A 15,366-nucleotide genomic window follows, 5' to 3' on the forward strand; every position below is an offset into this window, starting at 1 on the left:
CACTAGGTGGCCGTTGGCCTGATCGGGTCGTGACAGGATGCGGGGTAGGTGGTCACAATGGGCGGTCCGGCCCGAGGTGCGGGTGACGGATCAGGGAAGGGCCGTCGGCGGTATGGGCAATGGCGAGATGGCGGCGGACGACCCGCTGACCGTTCGGATCGCCGCTGCCATGACGGCGGCCCAGTCGGGCGGGCATGCGACGGCGGCCGCGGAGATCGACGCGATCCGGGCCGAGCTGGGCGGGGCGCCGAGCTACCAGGCGGCCGCCGCGGAGTACGTCCGGGGAGTGACGGCGCACCACGCCAGTGACGCGGACGAAGCGCTCCGGGCGGTCGACGCGTGCATCGACATCGCCCGCGCGATCGACGAACCGGGCTGGGAAGCCAACGCGCTGCCGATCCGCATCATCAACCTCGCGCGCAGCGGCCGCGGCGGTGACACGGTCAACGACCTGGTCGCGGCCGAAGCGGCGTTGAACCGCACCGACGACCCGGGCCTCACCGCCTGGGCGCACACCGGCCTCGGCTATGCGTACGACGTCCTGCGGCTCTTCGAGCTGTGCATTCCGCATTACGAGCTCGCCACCCGCCTGGACGACGACGTGTTCGAGCTGGCCGAGTCGCTCGCCATCGACCGTCTGAACCTCGCCGAGACCTACCTGCGCTGGGCGCACGAACTCGAGCGGCTCGGCGATCCCTTGTATACAAAGGAGATCGAAGAGCGCCTGGCGTCGGCCGCGTACTGGGCGCGGGAGGCCGAAGACGTCCTGGTCGACGACGAGACCCAGGAGTTCTGGAGACTCAGCGCCCGGCTCTGGCTGGCCGCGGCCGTGACCGCCGAGGACCCGGCGCGCGCGGTCGCCGACCTGACCCAGCTGCGCGACGAGATCAGCAAGCTGGGGGAGACCGAGCGGCTCGCGATCGCCGGCGCCTACCTCGCCCGGGCCCTGCAGGCGCAGGGGAAACCCGACGAGGCCAAGGCCGCCGCGGACCGGGCCGCCGACGACTTGACTCCGTTGGCCGATCCATCGACCCAGGTCCTGGTCCTGCAGACCCGTTCGGAGATCGAGGCGGCGGGCGGTACGCCGGGAGCGGTGGCCGGCCTGGCCTACGCCCGATCGGTCGCGCGGAGCTGGTGGAAGGAGCGGCAGCGCGCGCTGAACGCCGTGCGGCATGCGCTTGCCGTGCACGATCTGCCGGCCCGGCACGACGCCGAATGGCACGCGGCACGGCAGGATCCGCTGACCGGCGTGGGCAATCGCCGGGCGCTGGACGAGCGGTTGACGGCGGCGCGCGACTCGGGCCGGGCGGTCACGCTGCTCGCGCTCGACGTCGACGGCCTGAAGCTCGTCAACGACACGTTCGGGCACGCCTGCGGGGACGAATTGCTGCAGGTTGTGGCAAATCTCCTGGTAGAACAGGCGCGGGCCACCGATGCCGTGGTTCGATCGGGTGGCGACGAGTTCTTCGTGGTCCTCGACCAGCCCGACGCCAAGGGCGGCGCGCAGCTGGCCGAGCGGATCCGGATCGCCGTCGAGGCGATCGCGGCGACGACGGACAGGCCGTGGCTGCGTCGGCTCGGGGTGAGCATCGGGTACGCCGCGACGGCCGAAGGAATCGGTGTGGAGCAGTTGATCTCCCGGGCGGACCAGCGTCTGTACGAGGAGAAGCGCCGCAGGAAGTGACGAAGGGCGGGCGGTGTGGTGCGGGAGACGTCGGGGGTGACGACGCGGATCGCGGACGCGATGACGCGGGCGCAGTCGGGCAGTCCGGCCGAGGCGGCGCTGGAGCTGAACGCGCTGCTCGACGAGCTCGGTCCGGAGCCGAGTCACGAGCGGGCCGCCGCGGAGTACGTCCGGGCCGTCGCGGCGCATCACGCCACCGACTCCGTCGAGGCGCTGGACGCCGTCGACGGCTGCATCCGGGTCGCCCGCGCGATCGACGAGCCGGGCTGGGAGGCGAACGCGATCGCGCTGCGGATCGTCACGCTGATCCGCACCGGCGAGGGCGGTGACTCGGTCGCCGACCTGGTCGCCGCGGAGAATGCGCTGTCGCGGACCCGGGACCTCGGCCTGGCCGGCTGGGCGCACACCGGTCTCGGCTACGCCTACGACCTGCTGCGGCTGTACGAGCTGTGCATCCCGCACTTCGAGCTCGCCGCCGACGGTGACCACGACCCGCTCGGCCTGTCCGAGGCGCCGGCGATCAACCGGCTGAACCTGGCCGAGTCGAATCTGCGCTGGGCGCACGAACTCGAGCGGCTCGGCGACACGTCGTACGACGAGGAGATCCGGCAACGCCGCCGGGAGGCGCACCGTTGGGCGGGTGAGGCGGTCGACGTGATCCTCGCCGCCGACCTGCTCGGCTACTGGCCGATGGCCGGACGGATGTGGCTCGCGGCGAGCAACGACGCCGCGGAGGCCGACGAGGCGGCGGTGATCCTGAAGGACTGCCGGGACCAGCTGGCCAAGCTCGGCGACCTGGAGCTGGCCGCGATCGCGGGCACCTACCTGGCCAAGGCGTATCTGGCGCTCGGGCGGGGCGGGGACGCGATGGACGCGGCGGACCGGGCCGCAAGCGACCTGCCGCCGACCTCCGATCCGCCGGTCGAGGCGCTGATCCGGCACACCGCCGTACAGATCATCGCGGAGTCCGGTGACCCCGGCGCGATGACCGGGCTGCAGTACGCGCGGGCGATCAGTCGCGGATGGTGGGCGGAGCGGCTGCGCGGGCTGTACGCCGTCCGGAGCGCGCTGGCCAGCCATGAACTGTCGATCCGGCACGACGCCGAATGGCGGGCGGCGCGGGAGGATCCGCTGACCGGGGTGGGGAACCGGCGCGCGCTCGACGAGCGGATGTCGGTGGCGCAGGATTCCGGCCGCTCGATCGCGGTGCTCGCGATCGACGTGGACAACCTGAAGGTGATCAACGACAGCTACGGTCATGCCAGCGGCGACGAGGTCCTGCGCCGGGTCGGCACGCTGCTGACCGAGCAGTGCCGCGCGGAGGACGTCGTGGCGCGGGCGGGCGGGGACGAGTTCGTCGTCGTCCTCGACAACCCCGACGAGCGGGGTGCGCCCGAGCTGGTCGAGCGGATCAAGGGCGCGGCCGATCGCGAGGCGGCACGCGCGGAGGAGCCGTGGTTCGCGATGCTGCGGCTGAGCGTCGGCCAGGCGAGCAGCACGGACGGTACGCCGGTCGCCGAGTTGTTGACCGAGGCCGATCGGCGCATGTACGCCGAGAAGCGCCGACGGCGGCGGGCGCTCAGTAGTCCAGGAAGCCTTCCACGACGAGGTTCCTGACCTGGGGCACGTAGTCGGACAGGACGTCGACCACCGGGCGGTCCGTGAGGTCGGCCAGGGCGGCGAGGATCTGGCCGGTGCTCAGGTCGCCGTCGCAGGCGCCGACGAAGCCGGCCAGCACGGTGTCGACCTGCTCGGCTCTGCGCATGCCCCGCTGCCGCCGGAGCACGATCGTCGCCGGGTCCTCGGCTCCTGGTTGCCCGGTGGTCTCCTGGACGACGTCGTCGGCGACGCGCAGGTGCAGCGCGGTGAGGTCGGCCGGGAGGCCTTCGAGGCGTTCGAAGCGGTGCAGGACGTGCGGGCCGACCGGGCGCTCGATCTCGTACGGCCAGGACTCCGCGTGCAGCGATCCTTCGACGTTGTGCAGGGTGATCCAGCCCATGCCGATCGCTTCGACGTCGTGCTCGTCGAGGTAGCGCATCCACGCGTCGTACCGGGTCGTGTACTGCGGTGAGCCGTGCAGGCCGGCGTCGCGGAGCCAGAGTTCGACGTACTCCGACGGGTCCAGCTGTTCACGCTGCACCGTCCAGGCCGAGCGGTCGGCCGTCCAGGCGGCGATGCGGTCCTGCCAGTCCTGGCCGCGTACGCAGGTCCAGTTGGCGAGCAGCTGGCACCAGCCGCCGTCGGTGAGGTGGTCCGGCGCCTGGCGGACGAGCTGCTCGACCACGGCGTCGCCGGTGAATCCGGTCTCGCGATAGGTGAGGTCGCCGCCGGGCGGTGAGATCACGTACGGCGGGTTGCTGACGATCAGGTCGAACCGCTCGCCGCGGACCGGCTCGTACAGGCTGCCGTCGCGGAGGTCGAGGTCGATGTGGTTGAGGGCCGCCGTCGCACGCGCCAGCTGGAGCGCGCGGGGGTTGACGTCGGTGGCTGTCAGCTGATTGACGCGATCCGCCAGGTGCAGCGACTGGATACCGCACCCGGTGCCGATGTCGAGGGCGCGCTCGGCCTTGATCGGGACGGTGAGCTGGATGAGGCTCAGGCTGGCCGGCGCGATACCGAGCACGTAATCGGACCGCATCGCCTCCCGGCGCCCGTCGAGCCCCGGCGTGAGGTCGGCTACCACCCACCACTCCCGCCCGTCCTCCGCGAACGGCCGGATGTCGAGCAGCGCCCGTACGTCGCCCCCACTGCGCTCGACGACGCCCAGGCCCACCAGATCAACACCCGGAAACGCCTTGCCCACAAGGTCTTCCGGCACTGCGCGCTGCAGCAGGAACAGCCGGATCATCGTGTCGAGCGCATCCCCCGACGCCGTACGCCGAAACGCCGGCGCCGTCTCGTTCCGCGCCAACGCGGCGTTCGCCTGCACCCCGAGCCGCTCGGCCACCCCGTCCACGGCGTACCCCGCACGGGCGAACGCCGTACGCAGCCCGTCCACCACGTTCCCCGTCAACTCCACCATCCCCCCATCCTCCCACCCGACCCTGGACAGGTAATGGTGACCGTGAACAGGTAATGACCTGTCCACGGCCACCAGGGTGTGTTCAAGGTCTACGGGTTGCAGGTGAGTTTGGCGTCGGCCCAGTCGCCGTGGTCGCTGGTATTGCCGTCGCCGCCGTCGGTGACCTGCAGGGTGAGGGTCTGGGCGCCGGTGACGTCGACCGTCGTGGTGGCGGTCGGGGACGTGCCGGTCAGCTGGTCCGACGTGTACTTGGCGGTGCCGTCGGTCAGGACCTTGAAGGTGACCTTGCCGCGGTCCTCCATCTCGTCGTCGATGCCCAGTTTGCTGGTGAAGCTCGTGCAGTTGCCGCCCAGCCGGACGCTGACCGACGACGGTGCATGAGCGCCCAGCCCCTTCGCGTACTGGACGCCGTCGAGCGTGATCGGCCCGCCGTCGCCGGCCGCGTCCTCGCCGTTGCTGTGGTCACGCTCGACCGGCCCCCACCCGTTCGTGGAGTCGAGGAACTCCAGGTCGCTGACCCAGTTCTCCCCGGTAGGGGCCGGCGGCAACGGCTTGTCGGCGATCGTCGCGGCGAAGAAGCCCAGTCCGCCGCCGGGCAGCTTGATCGCCTTCACGGTCTTCCCGGGATCCAGCGGTACGGCGGTGTAGAACACCCGGTAGTCCGTCGTCGTGTTGCTCAACCCGGCGGCGGTGTACCGCCCCTTGACCGACACGGCCAGTTTCGCGCCGCCCGTGGTCGGGTCCTGGCAGCACCAGTTCGGCAGCTGGAACGTCCCCTCGGACGTCGACCCGTCGGTGTAGATGATCGTCACGGTGCCGCGGGCGTTCAGGCTGGCGCCCGCGCCCAGCAGAGCGAGATGCGATCCGGTGCCGGACACGAGGATCGGCGCCGACTGGTTCTTGACCAGGTTCGGCGTACCGGGTGCGCCGCTCGGCCAGGTGAAGTCGGCGCCCTGTACGTTCACGGTCGCGCCCGGCCCGAACCCCGCCGCCGCGAGAGCCTCACCGTTGAAGCTGTTGCCCGAACCGTCGAAGTTGCCCTGCTTGTACGTCGATGCGTCGCTCACCCCGACCACGTTCGCGGCTTGCGACACCGAGGCGTACGGCAACTGCGCCGTCCCTGTCGCGGTGTTCGCATAATTATTGCCCTGAGCAACGTATGACGCCTTCAACGTCAGCGTGAAGCTCGCCGGTTTCACGTCCGCGCCCGGCGTGACCTGCAGCTTGGTCGTCACGGTCCCGCCCGGATCCACCGAGGCGAAGGTGTTCGCGCCGGCCACGCTCCACCCGGACGGCACCTGGACGTCCAGCCGGACGTTGCGCACGGTCGTCGCGGTGCCGTTGCGGAAGGTCGCGGTCACCTCGGTCGCCTGGCCGGGAGCGTTCCAGAGCGACGGTGTGCTGAGCTCAGGCGTGCCGAAGGTGTTCGTCACGTCGGGCCCGCCGACCGCGGAGGTGCCGCTGATCTGGACGACGGCGTTGCGGGCGGTGGAAATCGCCGCGGTCCGGATGCGGATGATTCCGTTCGCGTACGTCCACTTGACCGGCTTGCCGTCGACAGAGACGGTGTGCGGGGCGCTGCCGGTGTGGAGCGTGAGGTCGTACGGGCGGTCGGCGGGCTTGCCGTCGTACGAGCCGATGCTGGCGCCGATGGTGACCGTGATGTCGCCGCGGCCCGTGATCGGCGCGTCCACCGCGAACGTCTGCGTGGCGGACTTGGTCGACCGGGTCACGCGGTCGTCCTCGTACATGCTGAACGACGACTTGCCGGACGGGTAGATGTCGACGCCGATCGGGTCACCGGGCCGCTGCTCGGCGGCGGTGTTGATCCCGGACTTCCACATCGGCACCACCGCGCCCGCCTTCACGAACAGCGGCAGGGTGTCGAGCGGAGCGTGGTACCCGTTCACGGTCGTCGGGCCCTGGTACACCCGGCCCGTCCAGTAGTCGATCCACCGGCCCGCGGGGAGATAGATCCCGTTCTTCACCTCGTCCGCGCCGTACATCGGCGCGACCAGGAACTCCTTGCCGGCCAGGAACTCGTACTTGGTCGTGTCGTCCCACGTCTTCGGGTCGGTCGGGTATTCGAGCACCAGCGACCGGTTCAGCGGCGCGCCGGTCCGGTGCGCCTCGGCGGCGTAGCTGTAGAAGTACGGCAGCAGCCGCTCGCGGAGCTTCAGGTACTTGCGGTTGATCGAGGTGTACGGGTCGCCGTACGCCCACGGCTGCTTGTACGCCGGGGTCGACCAGCCGGACATGCTCATGAACGCCGGGTTGAACACCTTCCACTGCAGGTCCCGGACGTACGACGTCGCCGATCCGCCGAAGATCCCGTCCACGTCACCCGCGCTGTAGGCGATCCCGGAGTTGCCGGACCCGGTGATCGCCGGGATCTGCCACTTGATGGCGTCGAGTGAGCCGCTGTGGTCGCCCGTCCACTGCACCGCGCAGCGTTGCGCGCCGGCCCAGCCCTCGACCATCCACGCGAACCCGCGGGCGTTGCTGTACTGCTCGATGCCGTCGTGCGCGGTGTCGCAGGCGGTCAGCGCGTACCGGTACCCGGGGCCGACCCAGGCGACGTCGAGCTTGCGGACCCGGACCCCGGCGTCGCCGACCTCGGCCGGCTGCCGGTCCAGGTTCGACTGCGTCCACAGGCCCATCTGGATGTTTCGCGCCCGCAGTTCGTCACCGGCCTGCTTCAGCGCGGGGATGTCCCGCTTGCCCCACCAGGTGCCGTCGACCTGCTCGGACTCGGTGTTGTCGGAGTAGCCGCAGCCGTAGTCGTCGTTCACGAGCATCCAGCCGCCCGGCATGTCCTCGTCCTTGAACCGCTGCGCGACCTTGACCGCGTCCAGCGTCGTCACCTTGTCCGGGTTGACCTTCCAGTCGTTGCTGGGGTCCGGGTCCGTCGCGTAGTGACCGCGGTTGTAGCAGTCCGAGTCGCCGTACTCGAGCCCGTAGATCGGCGGCATGAACGGCCGGCCTGTGAGCTCGGTGTAGCGGTCGAGCGAGGTCTTCAGATCGCCGACGAAGTAGTACGCGTCGAACCGTTTCTCGTCGTGCGTTGTCGCCACCGGGCTGCTGAAGTCATAGCTGCCGGGGCTGAACGTGTTCCGGAGTACGCCGTACCCGGCCGTGCTCATGTAGTACGGCGAGGCGTTCGGGTTGCCGCCGTCCTCCCAGTTGAAGTCCCGCGAGATCTTGATCGTCTGGTCGCGGTGCGAGAAGCGGCCGTTCTGCATGCCGCCGCCGAAGAACTGCTCGTTGGCGCCGCGGCCGAGAGTCTGTGTGGTGGAGGTGTCGGTCCAGGACAGCGGCGCGGCCTCGGACCACACCAGCTGGCCGTTCGAGCGGTACAGCGAGAACTTCAACGGCTGCTTCTGCGCCCGGACCTCGATCTTGCCGGTCGTCAGCGAGTAGTAGGAGCCACGATCCCGCCACGACGTCCGCGGGGTGCCGTAATCGGTCTTGGTGACGATCTTCGAGCCCTCACCGGTGTTCGCGGGGTCGGTGAACTTCCCGTCCGGCGCCATCCACAGCCGGAACACGTCGTCCTCGAGAAAGACGACCCGGACCTGCGCGGTCCCGGCACTGAGGGTGTACGTCGCCTGGTCGGCGGAGAAGCCGGTGACGTCACCGAGCGTGGTTCCGGCGGCCTGTGCGGAACCGGCCGTGTGCACAAGTGCGCCTGCTAGTAAGGCTAGGGCGACTACTGAACGTTTCATGCGGACAAAGATGCTCACGACTGCCTCACTTCACGCATCAATGAACAAGATGCGCACATTGAAGCTCACCCGCGACCCGTTGTCATCAGGTCGGCCTTCATGAAGTTGAGACGGTGTCGCGATCACGGGGTGAATCGCGGCGATGACGATGAGTCGCATGGCGAACTCGCGTCCCACCAGCCCCGGCAGTCACGTCTTCACCAGACGAGGGCTGCTCAGGGTCGGCCTGACGACCGGTCTGGCGGCGGGGATCACGGGGCCCCTGGCGAGCTTCGCGCAGGCATCACCCATCGAGCCCGACGCCGGTCTCGCTCCTCGCCGCCTCGACCCGGGCCACGTTCGCCCGCAGGGGGATCCGGACTTCCATCCTGTGCGCTTCCGCCTGCCGGCACCCATCGGGCGCAAAGCGCTCGGAACGACCGCGATCCACCTGGTCGACCGGTCGCGCCCGGATCCGAGCATGCCGAGCGGGCAGCGGGAACTGATGGTCAGCCTCTGGTATCCGGCCGGGATCTCGGACCAGGCGCCGCTCGCGAAGTACATGCCGCCGAAGACAGCGGTCGAAGTGGACGCCGCGTGGACGGGTGAGTACGGGCTCGCCCTACCCAGCGGGTCGTTCGACTTCGCGAACACCGAGACACACGCGCGGGTCGGCGTACCGGTGCAGCGGCTGCGGCACCCCGTCGTACTGTTCTCGCCCGGCTATCAGTACAGCCGGTTCGTGAACACTGCGCAGGTCGAGGATCTGGCCAGCCGTGGGTACGTCGTCGTGACGATCGACCACCCGCACGAAACGCCTGTCGAGTTCCCCGGCGGACGGTTCCTGCCCGGTGCGCCGGCGCCCGAGCCGGTCGACCCGGCCGCGATCCGGAAGGCGGTCGAGACCCGGACCGCCGACGCGCGGTTCGTGCTGGACCAGTTGGAGCGGATCGGCGGCGGTCAGAACGTCGCGGCCGACGGCAAGGACCTGCCGGGCGGGCTGGCCGAGGCGCTCGACCTCCGCAAGGTCGGCATCTTCGGGTTCGGGCTCGGCGGGTACACGGCCGCGAACACGATGCTGGAGGACGAGCGGTTCCTGGCCGGCGTCGACCTGGACGGCACGCTGCAGGACGACCGGCTCCAGGGACCGCTTGGTGAGGTCGCGGAGCGCGGACTGGACCGGCCGTTCCTCTTGTTCGGCTCGGCCGAGACGCAGCGGACCGATCCGGGCAAGGACCATTACGACAACTCATGGGCCACTTTCTGGGAGGCCCAGCGCGGTGGCAAGCTGAACCTGACCCTGCTGAGCACCAAGCAGAAGGCGTTCACCGACTACCAGTTCGTCTTCTCCCAGCTGTTCCACGACATCTACGGCGAGGACCCGATCATCACCTCGGTCATGAAGGCCCTCGTCGGCAGCGCGAAACCGGCCCGCAGCGTGCTCGCCCAGCGCGAGTACCTGACCGCGTTCTTCGACCGGACGCTGCGCCGCCGGCCCGCGCTGCTGCTCCGCGGCGAGTCGCCGAAATTCCCGGAAGTGCGCTTCGCCCGCTGAGACGGCGTACGCTCGTAGCCGTCGCCCGGGGCACACTGTGGTGGTGCCGCGACGCGCGGTGACGGTGGGGCGTTCGCCACTTTCTGGAACCCTGAGGGGCATACCAGGGGCCTTACCGGTTACCGTGCGTTGAGAAATGCGTTGCCGTCGGCCGTACCCTGTCCAGGGGCAGGGCCGGTCTGTGCCCGGGGGAACAGACGTCGCGACACGGGCGTTGGCAGGACGAGAGTAGGGAGCGCAGTGGCAGGGGCAGCAGGGACGAAGACAGCGGCAGGCTCTACTGCATCGGTCGGTAGGCGTCTGGTGATCGTCGAGTCGCCGAAGAAGGCGCGGATGATCGCCGGCTTCCTCGGGTCCGGGTACGTGGTGGAGTCCAGCTTCGGCCACATCCGCGACCTGCCGAGTGGGGCGGACGAGATCCCCGCCAAGTACAAAGGCCTTCCGTGGGCCCGGCTCGGCGTCAACGTCGAGGACCACTTCGACCCGCTGTACGTCGTGCCCGCCGACAAGAAGGCGCAGATCCGCAAGCTCAAGGACTTGCTCAAGGGCGCCGACGAGCTCTTCCTGGCGACCGATGAGGACCGCGAGGGCGAGGCGATCGCCTGGCATCTGCTGGAGGAGCTGAAGCCGAAGGTCCCGGTCCGCCGGATGGTGTTCCACGAGATCACCCCGAAGGCGATCCAGGACGCGGTCGGCAACGCCCGGGACATCGACGAGGCGCTCGTCGACGCCCAGGAGGCGCGCCGGATCCTGGACCGGCTGTACGGCTACGAGGTCTCCCCGGTGCTGTGGAAGAAGGTCATGCCGAGGCTGTCGGCGGGCCGGGTGCAGTCCGTCGCGATCCGGATGGTGGTGGACCGCGAGCGCGAGCGGATCGCCTTCCGCAGCGCGTCGTACTGGGACCTCGACGCAACCCTGGACGCCGGTGAGAGCCGGACGCCGCGGCAGTTCCCCTCCCGCCTGGTCTCGGTGGACAGCAAGCGGGTGGCGCAGGGCCGCGACTTCAGTTCGACCGGCGAGCTCAAGGGCGCGAACACGGTCCATCTGAACGAGCAGACCGCAACCGCGCTGGCCGGCGCGCTGCGCGACTCCCAGTTCACGGTTCGGTCGATCGAGTCCAAGCCGTACACCCGCAAGCCGTATGCGCCGTTCCGGACGACCACCCTGCAGCAGGAGGCCGGCCGCAAGCTCGGCATGTCCGCGTCGCAGACCATGCAGGTCGCCCAGCGGCTCTACGAGAACGGCAACATCACCTATATGCGTACCGACAGTGTCACGCTGTCGGACACCGCGATCACGGCCGCCCGGGCCCAGGTCCGGGAGCTGTACGGCGCGTCGTACCTGCCGGACAAGCCGCGCGTCTACACCTCCAAGGTGAAGAACGCCCAGGAGGCGCACGAGGCGATCCGTCCCGCCGGCGAGACCTTCCAGACTCCGGCGCAGACCGGTCTGAGCGGTGCCGAGTTCCGGCTCTACGAGCTGATCTGGATGCGGACGATCGCGTCCCAGATGAAGGACGCCGAGGGCCGCAGCGTCTCGATCCGGATCGACGCGACCGCGTCGACCGGCGAGCAGTGCGAATTCACGTCGTCCGGCCGGGTGATCACGTTCCACGGGTTCCTGAAGGCGTACGTCGAGGGCGCGGACGACCCGTCCGCGGGCACCGACGACCAGGAGACCCGGCTGCCGAACGTCGAGGAGGGCGACGTCCTGCCCGCGGTCGAGGTGCTGGCCTCGGGGCACGAGACGAAGCCGCCGGCGCGGTTCACGGAAGCGACGCTGATCCGGGAGCTGGAGGAGCGGGAGATCGGGCGGCCGTCGACGTACGCCTCGATCATCGGCACCATCCAGGCCCGCAAGTACATCTATAAGAAGGGCCAGGCGCTGGTGCCGGCCTGGCTGGCGTTCGCCGTCGTCCGGCTGCTCGAGGAGCACTTCACCCGGCTGGTGGACTACGCGTTCACCGCGACGATGGAGGACGTGCTCGACGAGGTCGCGGCCGGTGACCTGCAGCGCGAGGGCGTGCTGTCCCGGTTCTACTTCGGCGACGACGACCTCGAGGGCCTGAAGTCGATGGTGACCGACCTCGGCGACATCGACGCCCGGGAGATGTCGACGTTCGCTGTCGGCGGCGACGACAGCGGCATCGTGGTCCGCGTCGGGCGGTACGGCCCGTACGTCGAGGACAAGGACGAGCGGCGCGCGAACGTACCGGAGGACCTGCCGCCGGACGAGCTGACCGTCGACAAGGCGCACGAGCTGCTCGCGCAGCCGTCGGGTGTCGAGCACGAACTGGGCAACGCGCCGGACACCGGCCTGAAGGTGGTGGCGAAGGCCGGCCGGTTCGGGCCGTACGTGACCGAGGTGCTGCCGGAGGACGCGCCGAAGGGCGCCAAGCCACGGACCGGGTCGCTGCTGAAGTCGATGACGCTGGAGTCGGTCGGGCTCGACGACGCGATGAAGCTGCTGTCGCTGCCGCGCGTGGTCGGCAAGGACCCGGAGTCCGGTGACGAGATCACCGCGCAGAACGGGCGCTACGGCCCGTACCTGAAGAAGGGCACGGACTCGCGGTCGCTGTCGTCCGAGGAGCAGATGTTCGACATCACCCTCGAAGAGGCGCTGAAGATCTACTCCGAGCCGAAGCAGCGCGGTCGCCGGGCTGCGGCGCCGCCGCTCAAGGAGCTGGGCGAGGACCCGGAGTCGAAGAAGCCGGTCGTGGTGAAGGAGGGCCGCTTCGGTCCGTACGTCACCGACGGCGAGACCAACGCGACGCTCCGCAAGGACGACTCGGTGGAGACCATCTCGCTGCTGCGCGCGGCCGAGCTGCTCGCGGAGAAGCGCGCCCGCGGCCCGGTGAAGAAGACTGCCAAGAAGGCCGCGAAGAAGACGGCGGCCAAGAAGACCGCCGCCAAGAAGACCACGGCCGCGAAGAAGACGACCGCCAAAAAGACGGCGGCCAAGAAGACGGCGGCGAAGAAGACCACGGCCAAGAAGACGCCGGCCAAGAAGTCCTGAGGGAGCGGCGCCATGACGAGTGCGGTCGAGGTCAGCGCGCAGCGGTTGCGGGAGCGGGGCGAGCGGGTCACGCCTGCTCGGCTCGCGGTGGTCGAGGTGCTGGCGGGTACCGAGGAGCACCTGAGCGCGGAGCAGATCGGCGAACGGGCGGAGCAGCTCCGCCCGGGCATCCACCGCGCCACCGTGTATCGGGCACTCGACGCGCTGGGTGAGTTCGGCCTGGTCACGCACGTGCATCTCGGCCGGGCGGGCACGACGTACCACCTGGCCGGCGATCTCGCGCCGCGGCACCTGCACCTGCGCTGCTCCGAGTGCGGCACGGTGTACGACGCTCCCGGCGACATCCTCGAATCGGCCCGCAAGAAGGTCGCCCGCGAGCTGGGTTTCCACCTCGCCCCCGAACAGGTGGCCCTGGTCGGCGTGTGCCAGAACTGCGCCAAGAACACCTGAGCGACATCTTCGCGGCGGGGCCGTCGCGGACTTACGCTGGCGCCGGACACGTTTGTCACGGCCCAGGCCAAACCTGTGGTGAACGCTCCGCTTGCCCGGACCTGGGCCGCGCGGAGAGGAGTCCCCCGTGCGTTCCTTGCGACGATGTCTGATCCTGGCAGCTGCTCTGGCGCTCGGCGCGATCGGAGTACCGGCAGCCAACTCCGCCCCGGCTGTGGACGCTCTCGTCAGCGTCGCCAGTCCCACCAACCTTCACCCGCGGAACTCGTCCAACGAGCCGTCCCTGGCGGTCAGCGCGATCCGGCCGGACGTGCTCGCCGCCGGGTCCAACGACCTGGTCGACATGCAGCCCTGCTCGCGGCTCGCGGCCACCGAGCACGCGGCCTGCTCGTTCCCGCTGGGTACCTTCAACCTGGGCGTCGGCCTGTCCGGGGTGCACTTCTCGTTCGACCGCGGACACACCTGGATCCAGCCGACGTACCGCGGCCTGACAGCGGCCGATTGCAGTCCCACGATCGAGCCGTGTGTCCCGCACCTCGGACCGATCCACACGGTGCCGAACTACTACGAGAACGGACTGCGCTCGCGCAGCGACACCGGCGTGGCCTTCGGTCCGGCGCCTGGTCCGAACGGGTTCTCCTGGGCCAACGGTGACCGGCTGTACTTCTCGAGCCTGTCCACGAACCTGACCGATACCGTGATGCGCAACACCGGCGCGAGCCAGAACGGCTTCTTCGGGGTGAACGTGTCGCACATCGACAACGTCACACCGGCCCGGATCGCCGATCAGCGCAACTGGTCGCGGCCGTACTTCGCGGCGCCGCACGCGGCGTTCAGCTCCGGGCTCGACAAGGAGCAGGTCTGGGCGGACAACGCCTCCTCGAGCTCGTTCTTCGGCAACGTCTACGTCTGCTACTCCGACTTCCACAGCTTCAGTGGTGGCAACGCGTTCCCGCTCAAGCCGATGGTGTCGACGTCCCGCGACGGCGGCGTCACCTGGAAGCAGCACCAGGTCGCACCCGCGATCGCCAACGCGAAGCAGGGTGCGTACGACGGTTGCACCGTCCGGACCGACAGCCACGGCGTCGTCTACGTGTTCTTCACGCACTTCGGCGGGACGAGCCTGTCCGGGTTCCACAGCGTGATCAGGTCCTACGACGGCGGGCAGACCTGGCGGCAGCCGCAGGACGTCGTACCGATCACGGATCCGTGCTTCCACACCGACCCGGTGACCCGGCGGTGTGTCATCGACGGTGTCGCCGGTGCCCGGACGGATCTCGCCGCGATGCCGAGTGTCGACATCGCCAACGGAGCGCCGACCGGCGCGGACGCGACCAACGAGATCGTCGACGTCTGGGTCGACGGCCGCGACGGCCCGGACCACGAGCGGGCGTTCCTCGCCTATTCGACCAACGGCGCGAACTCCTTCAGTACACCGGCGCCGATCTCGCCGCCCGGCGACATCACGTCGTACGCCGCTCCGGCCATCAGCCCGAACGGCGACCGGATCTACGTCGTCTCGCAGGCGTTCACGCAGCCGTTCCAGACGACCACGGCCAACCCGCGGCCGGAGCACGGGGTGCTGCAGAGTGCGGCGGTCGGGGCAGGTGGTGCGCCAGGTGACTGGACGACGGACTACTCGGGCCCGGCCGGTGACGCCCGCGGGACGTCCCAGGGCCGGATCCTGTACAACGAGTTCCTCGGCGACTACGTGTACGCCATCGCCACTCGCACCTATGGGGCCGGCGTGTGGACCGATGTCCGCCGTACCGCCGACTGCCCCGCGATCGATGCATGGCGTCAGGCGTCCGCCACGGCCGGCCAGGTCGTGCTGCCGGCGCCGTGGCCACTCGGGGACTGCCCGGCAACGTTCGGCAACAACGACATCTTCAGCGCCACCACCGGCTAGGAGGGTCCCGGACAGCCCTGGCCTGAT

Annotated in this window: 8 protein-coding genes; 6 read left to right on the top strand and 2 right to left on the bottom strand. The window is 69.7% G+C overall.

Annotated features, from left to right (window positions below; genetic code table 11):
- Positions 1 to 82 precede the first annotated feature (82 nt).
- Both ABZX12_RS34840 and ABZX12_RS34845 read left to right on the top strand, forming a co-directional pair.
- Positions 83 to 1,684, top strand: coding sequence for a GGDEF domain-containing protein (locus ABZX12_RS34840; RefSeq protein WP_355699697.1), 1,602 nt, complete (start codon positions 83 to 85; stop codon positions 1,682 to 1,684).
- A gap of 36 nt (positions 1,685 to 1,720) precedes the next feature.
- Positions 1,721 to 3,301 (top strand): GGDEF domain-containing protein, encoded by a 1,581-nt coding sequence (locus tag ABZX12_RS34845; RefSeq protein WP_355699698.1) that lies wholly within the window; start codon positions 1,721 to 1,723, stop codon positions 3,299 to 3,301.
- Here ABZX12_RS34845 and ABZX12_RS34850 read toward each other — a convergent pair.
- Together ABZX12_RS34850 and ABZX12_RS34855 are read right to left on the bottom strand one after the other, a co-directional pair.
- Positions 3,264 to 4,706 carry a class I SAM-dependent methyltransferase gene (locus ABZX12_RS34850; protein WP_355699699.1) on the bottom strand — a complete coding sequence of 481 codons (1,443 nt, stop codon included), beginning with the start codon at positions 4,704 to 4,706 and terminating at the stop codon, positions 3,264 to 3,266. The genes ABZX12_RS34845 and ABZX12_RS34850 overlap by 38 nt on opposite strands.
- An 89-nt stretch (positions 4,707 to 4,795) precedes the next feature.
- The gene (locus tag ABZX12_RS34855) at positions 4,796 to 8,431 is read right to left on the bottom strand and encodes an NPCBM/NEW2 domain-containing protein (RefSeq protein WP_355699700.1); all 3,636 of its coding nucleotides are present in this window, start codon (positions 8,429 to 8,431) and stop codon (positions 4,796 to 4,798) included.
- 157 nt (positions 8,432 to 8,588) lie between these two features.
- Here ABZX12_RS34855 and ABZX12_RS34860 point away from each other — a divergent pair, with 157 nt between their 5' ends.
- The 4 genes from ABZX12_RS34860 (at position 8,589) to ABZX12_RS34875 (ending at position 15,339) form a co-directional block, all read left to right on the top strand.
- Positions 8,589 to 9,965, top strand: a complete 1,377-nt coding sequence (locus tag ABZX12_RS34860) for an alpha/beta hydrolase (protein WP_355699701.1) — start codon at positions 8,589 to 8,591, stop codon at positions 9,963 to 9,965.
- 303 nt (positions 9,966 to 10,268) lie between these two features.
- Positions 10,269 to 12,980 (top strand): type I DNA topoisomerase, encoded by a 2,712-nt coding sequence (topA, locus tag ABZX12_RS34865; RefSeq protein WP_355699702.1) that lies wholly within the window; start codon positions 10,269 to 10,271, stop codon positions 12,978 to 12,980.
- 12 nt (positions 12,981 to 12,992) lie between these two features.
- Positions 12,993 to 13,430, top strand: a complete 438-nt coding sequence (locus ABZX12_RS34870) for a Fur family transcriptional regulator (protein ID WP_355699703.1) — start codon at positions 12,993 to 12,995, stop codon at positions 13,428 to 13,430.
- A 127-nt stretch (positions 13,431 to 13,557) separates the two neighbouring features.
- On the top strand, positions 13,558 to 15,339 hold the full coding sequence (locus tag ABZX12_RS34875) for a sialidase family protein (protein ID WP_355699704.1): 1,782 nt from the start codon (positions 13,558 to 13,560) through the stop codon (positions 15,337 to 15,339).
- Positions 15,340 to 15,366: the final 27 nt, after the last annotated feature.

This window comes from Kribbella sp. NPDC003505, assembly GCF_040610875.1.
Classification (GTDB): Bacteria; Actinomycetota; Actinomycetes; order Propionibacteriales; family Kribbellaceae; genus Kribbella.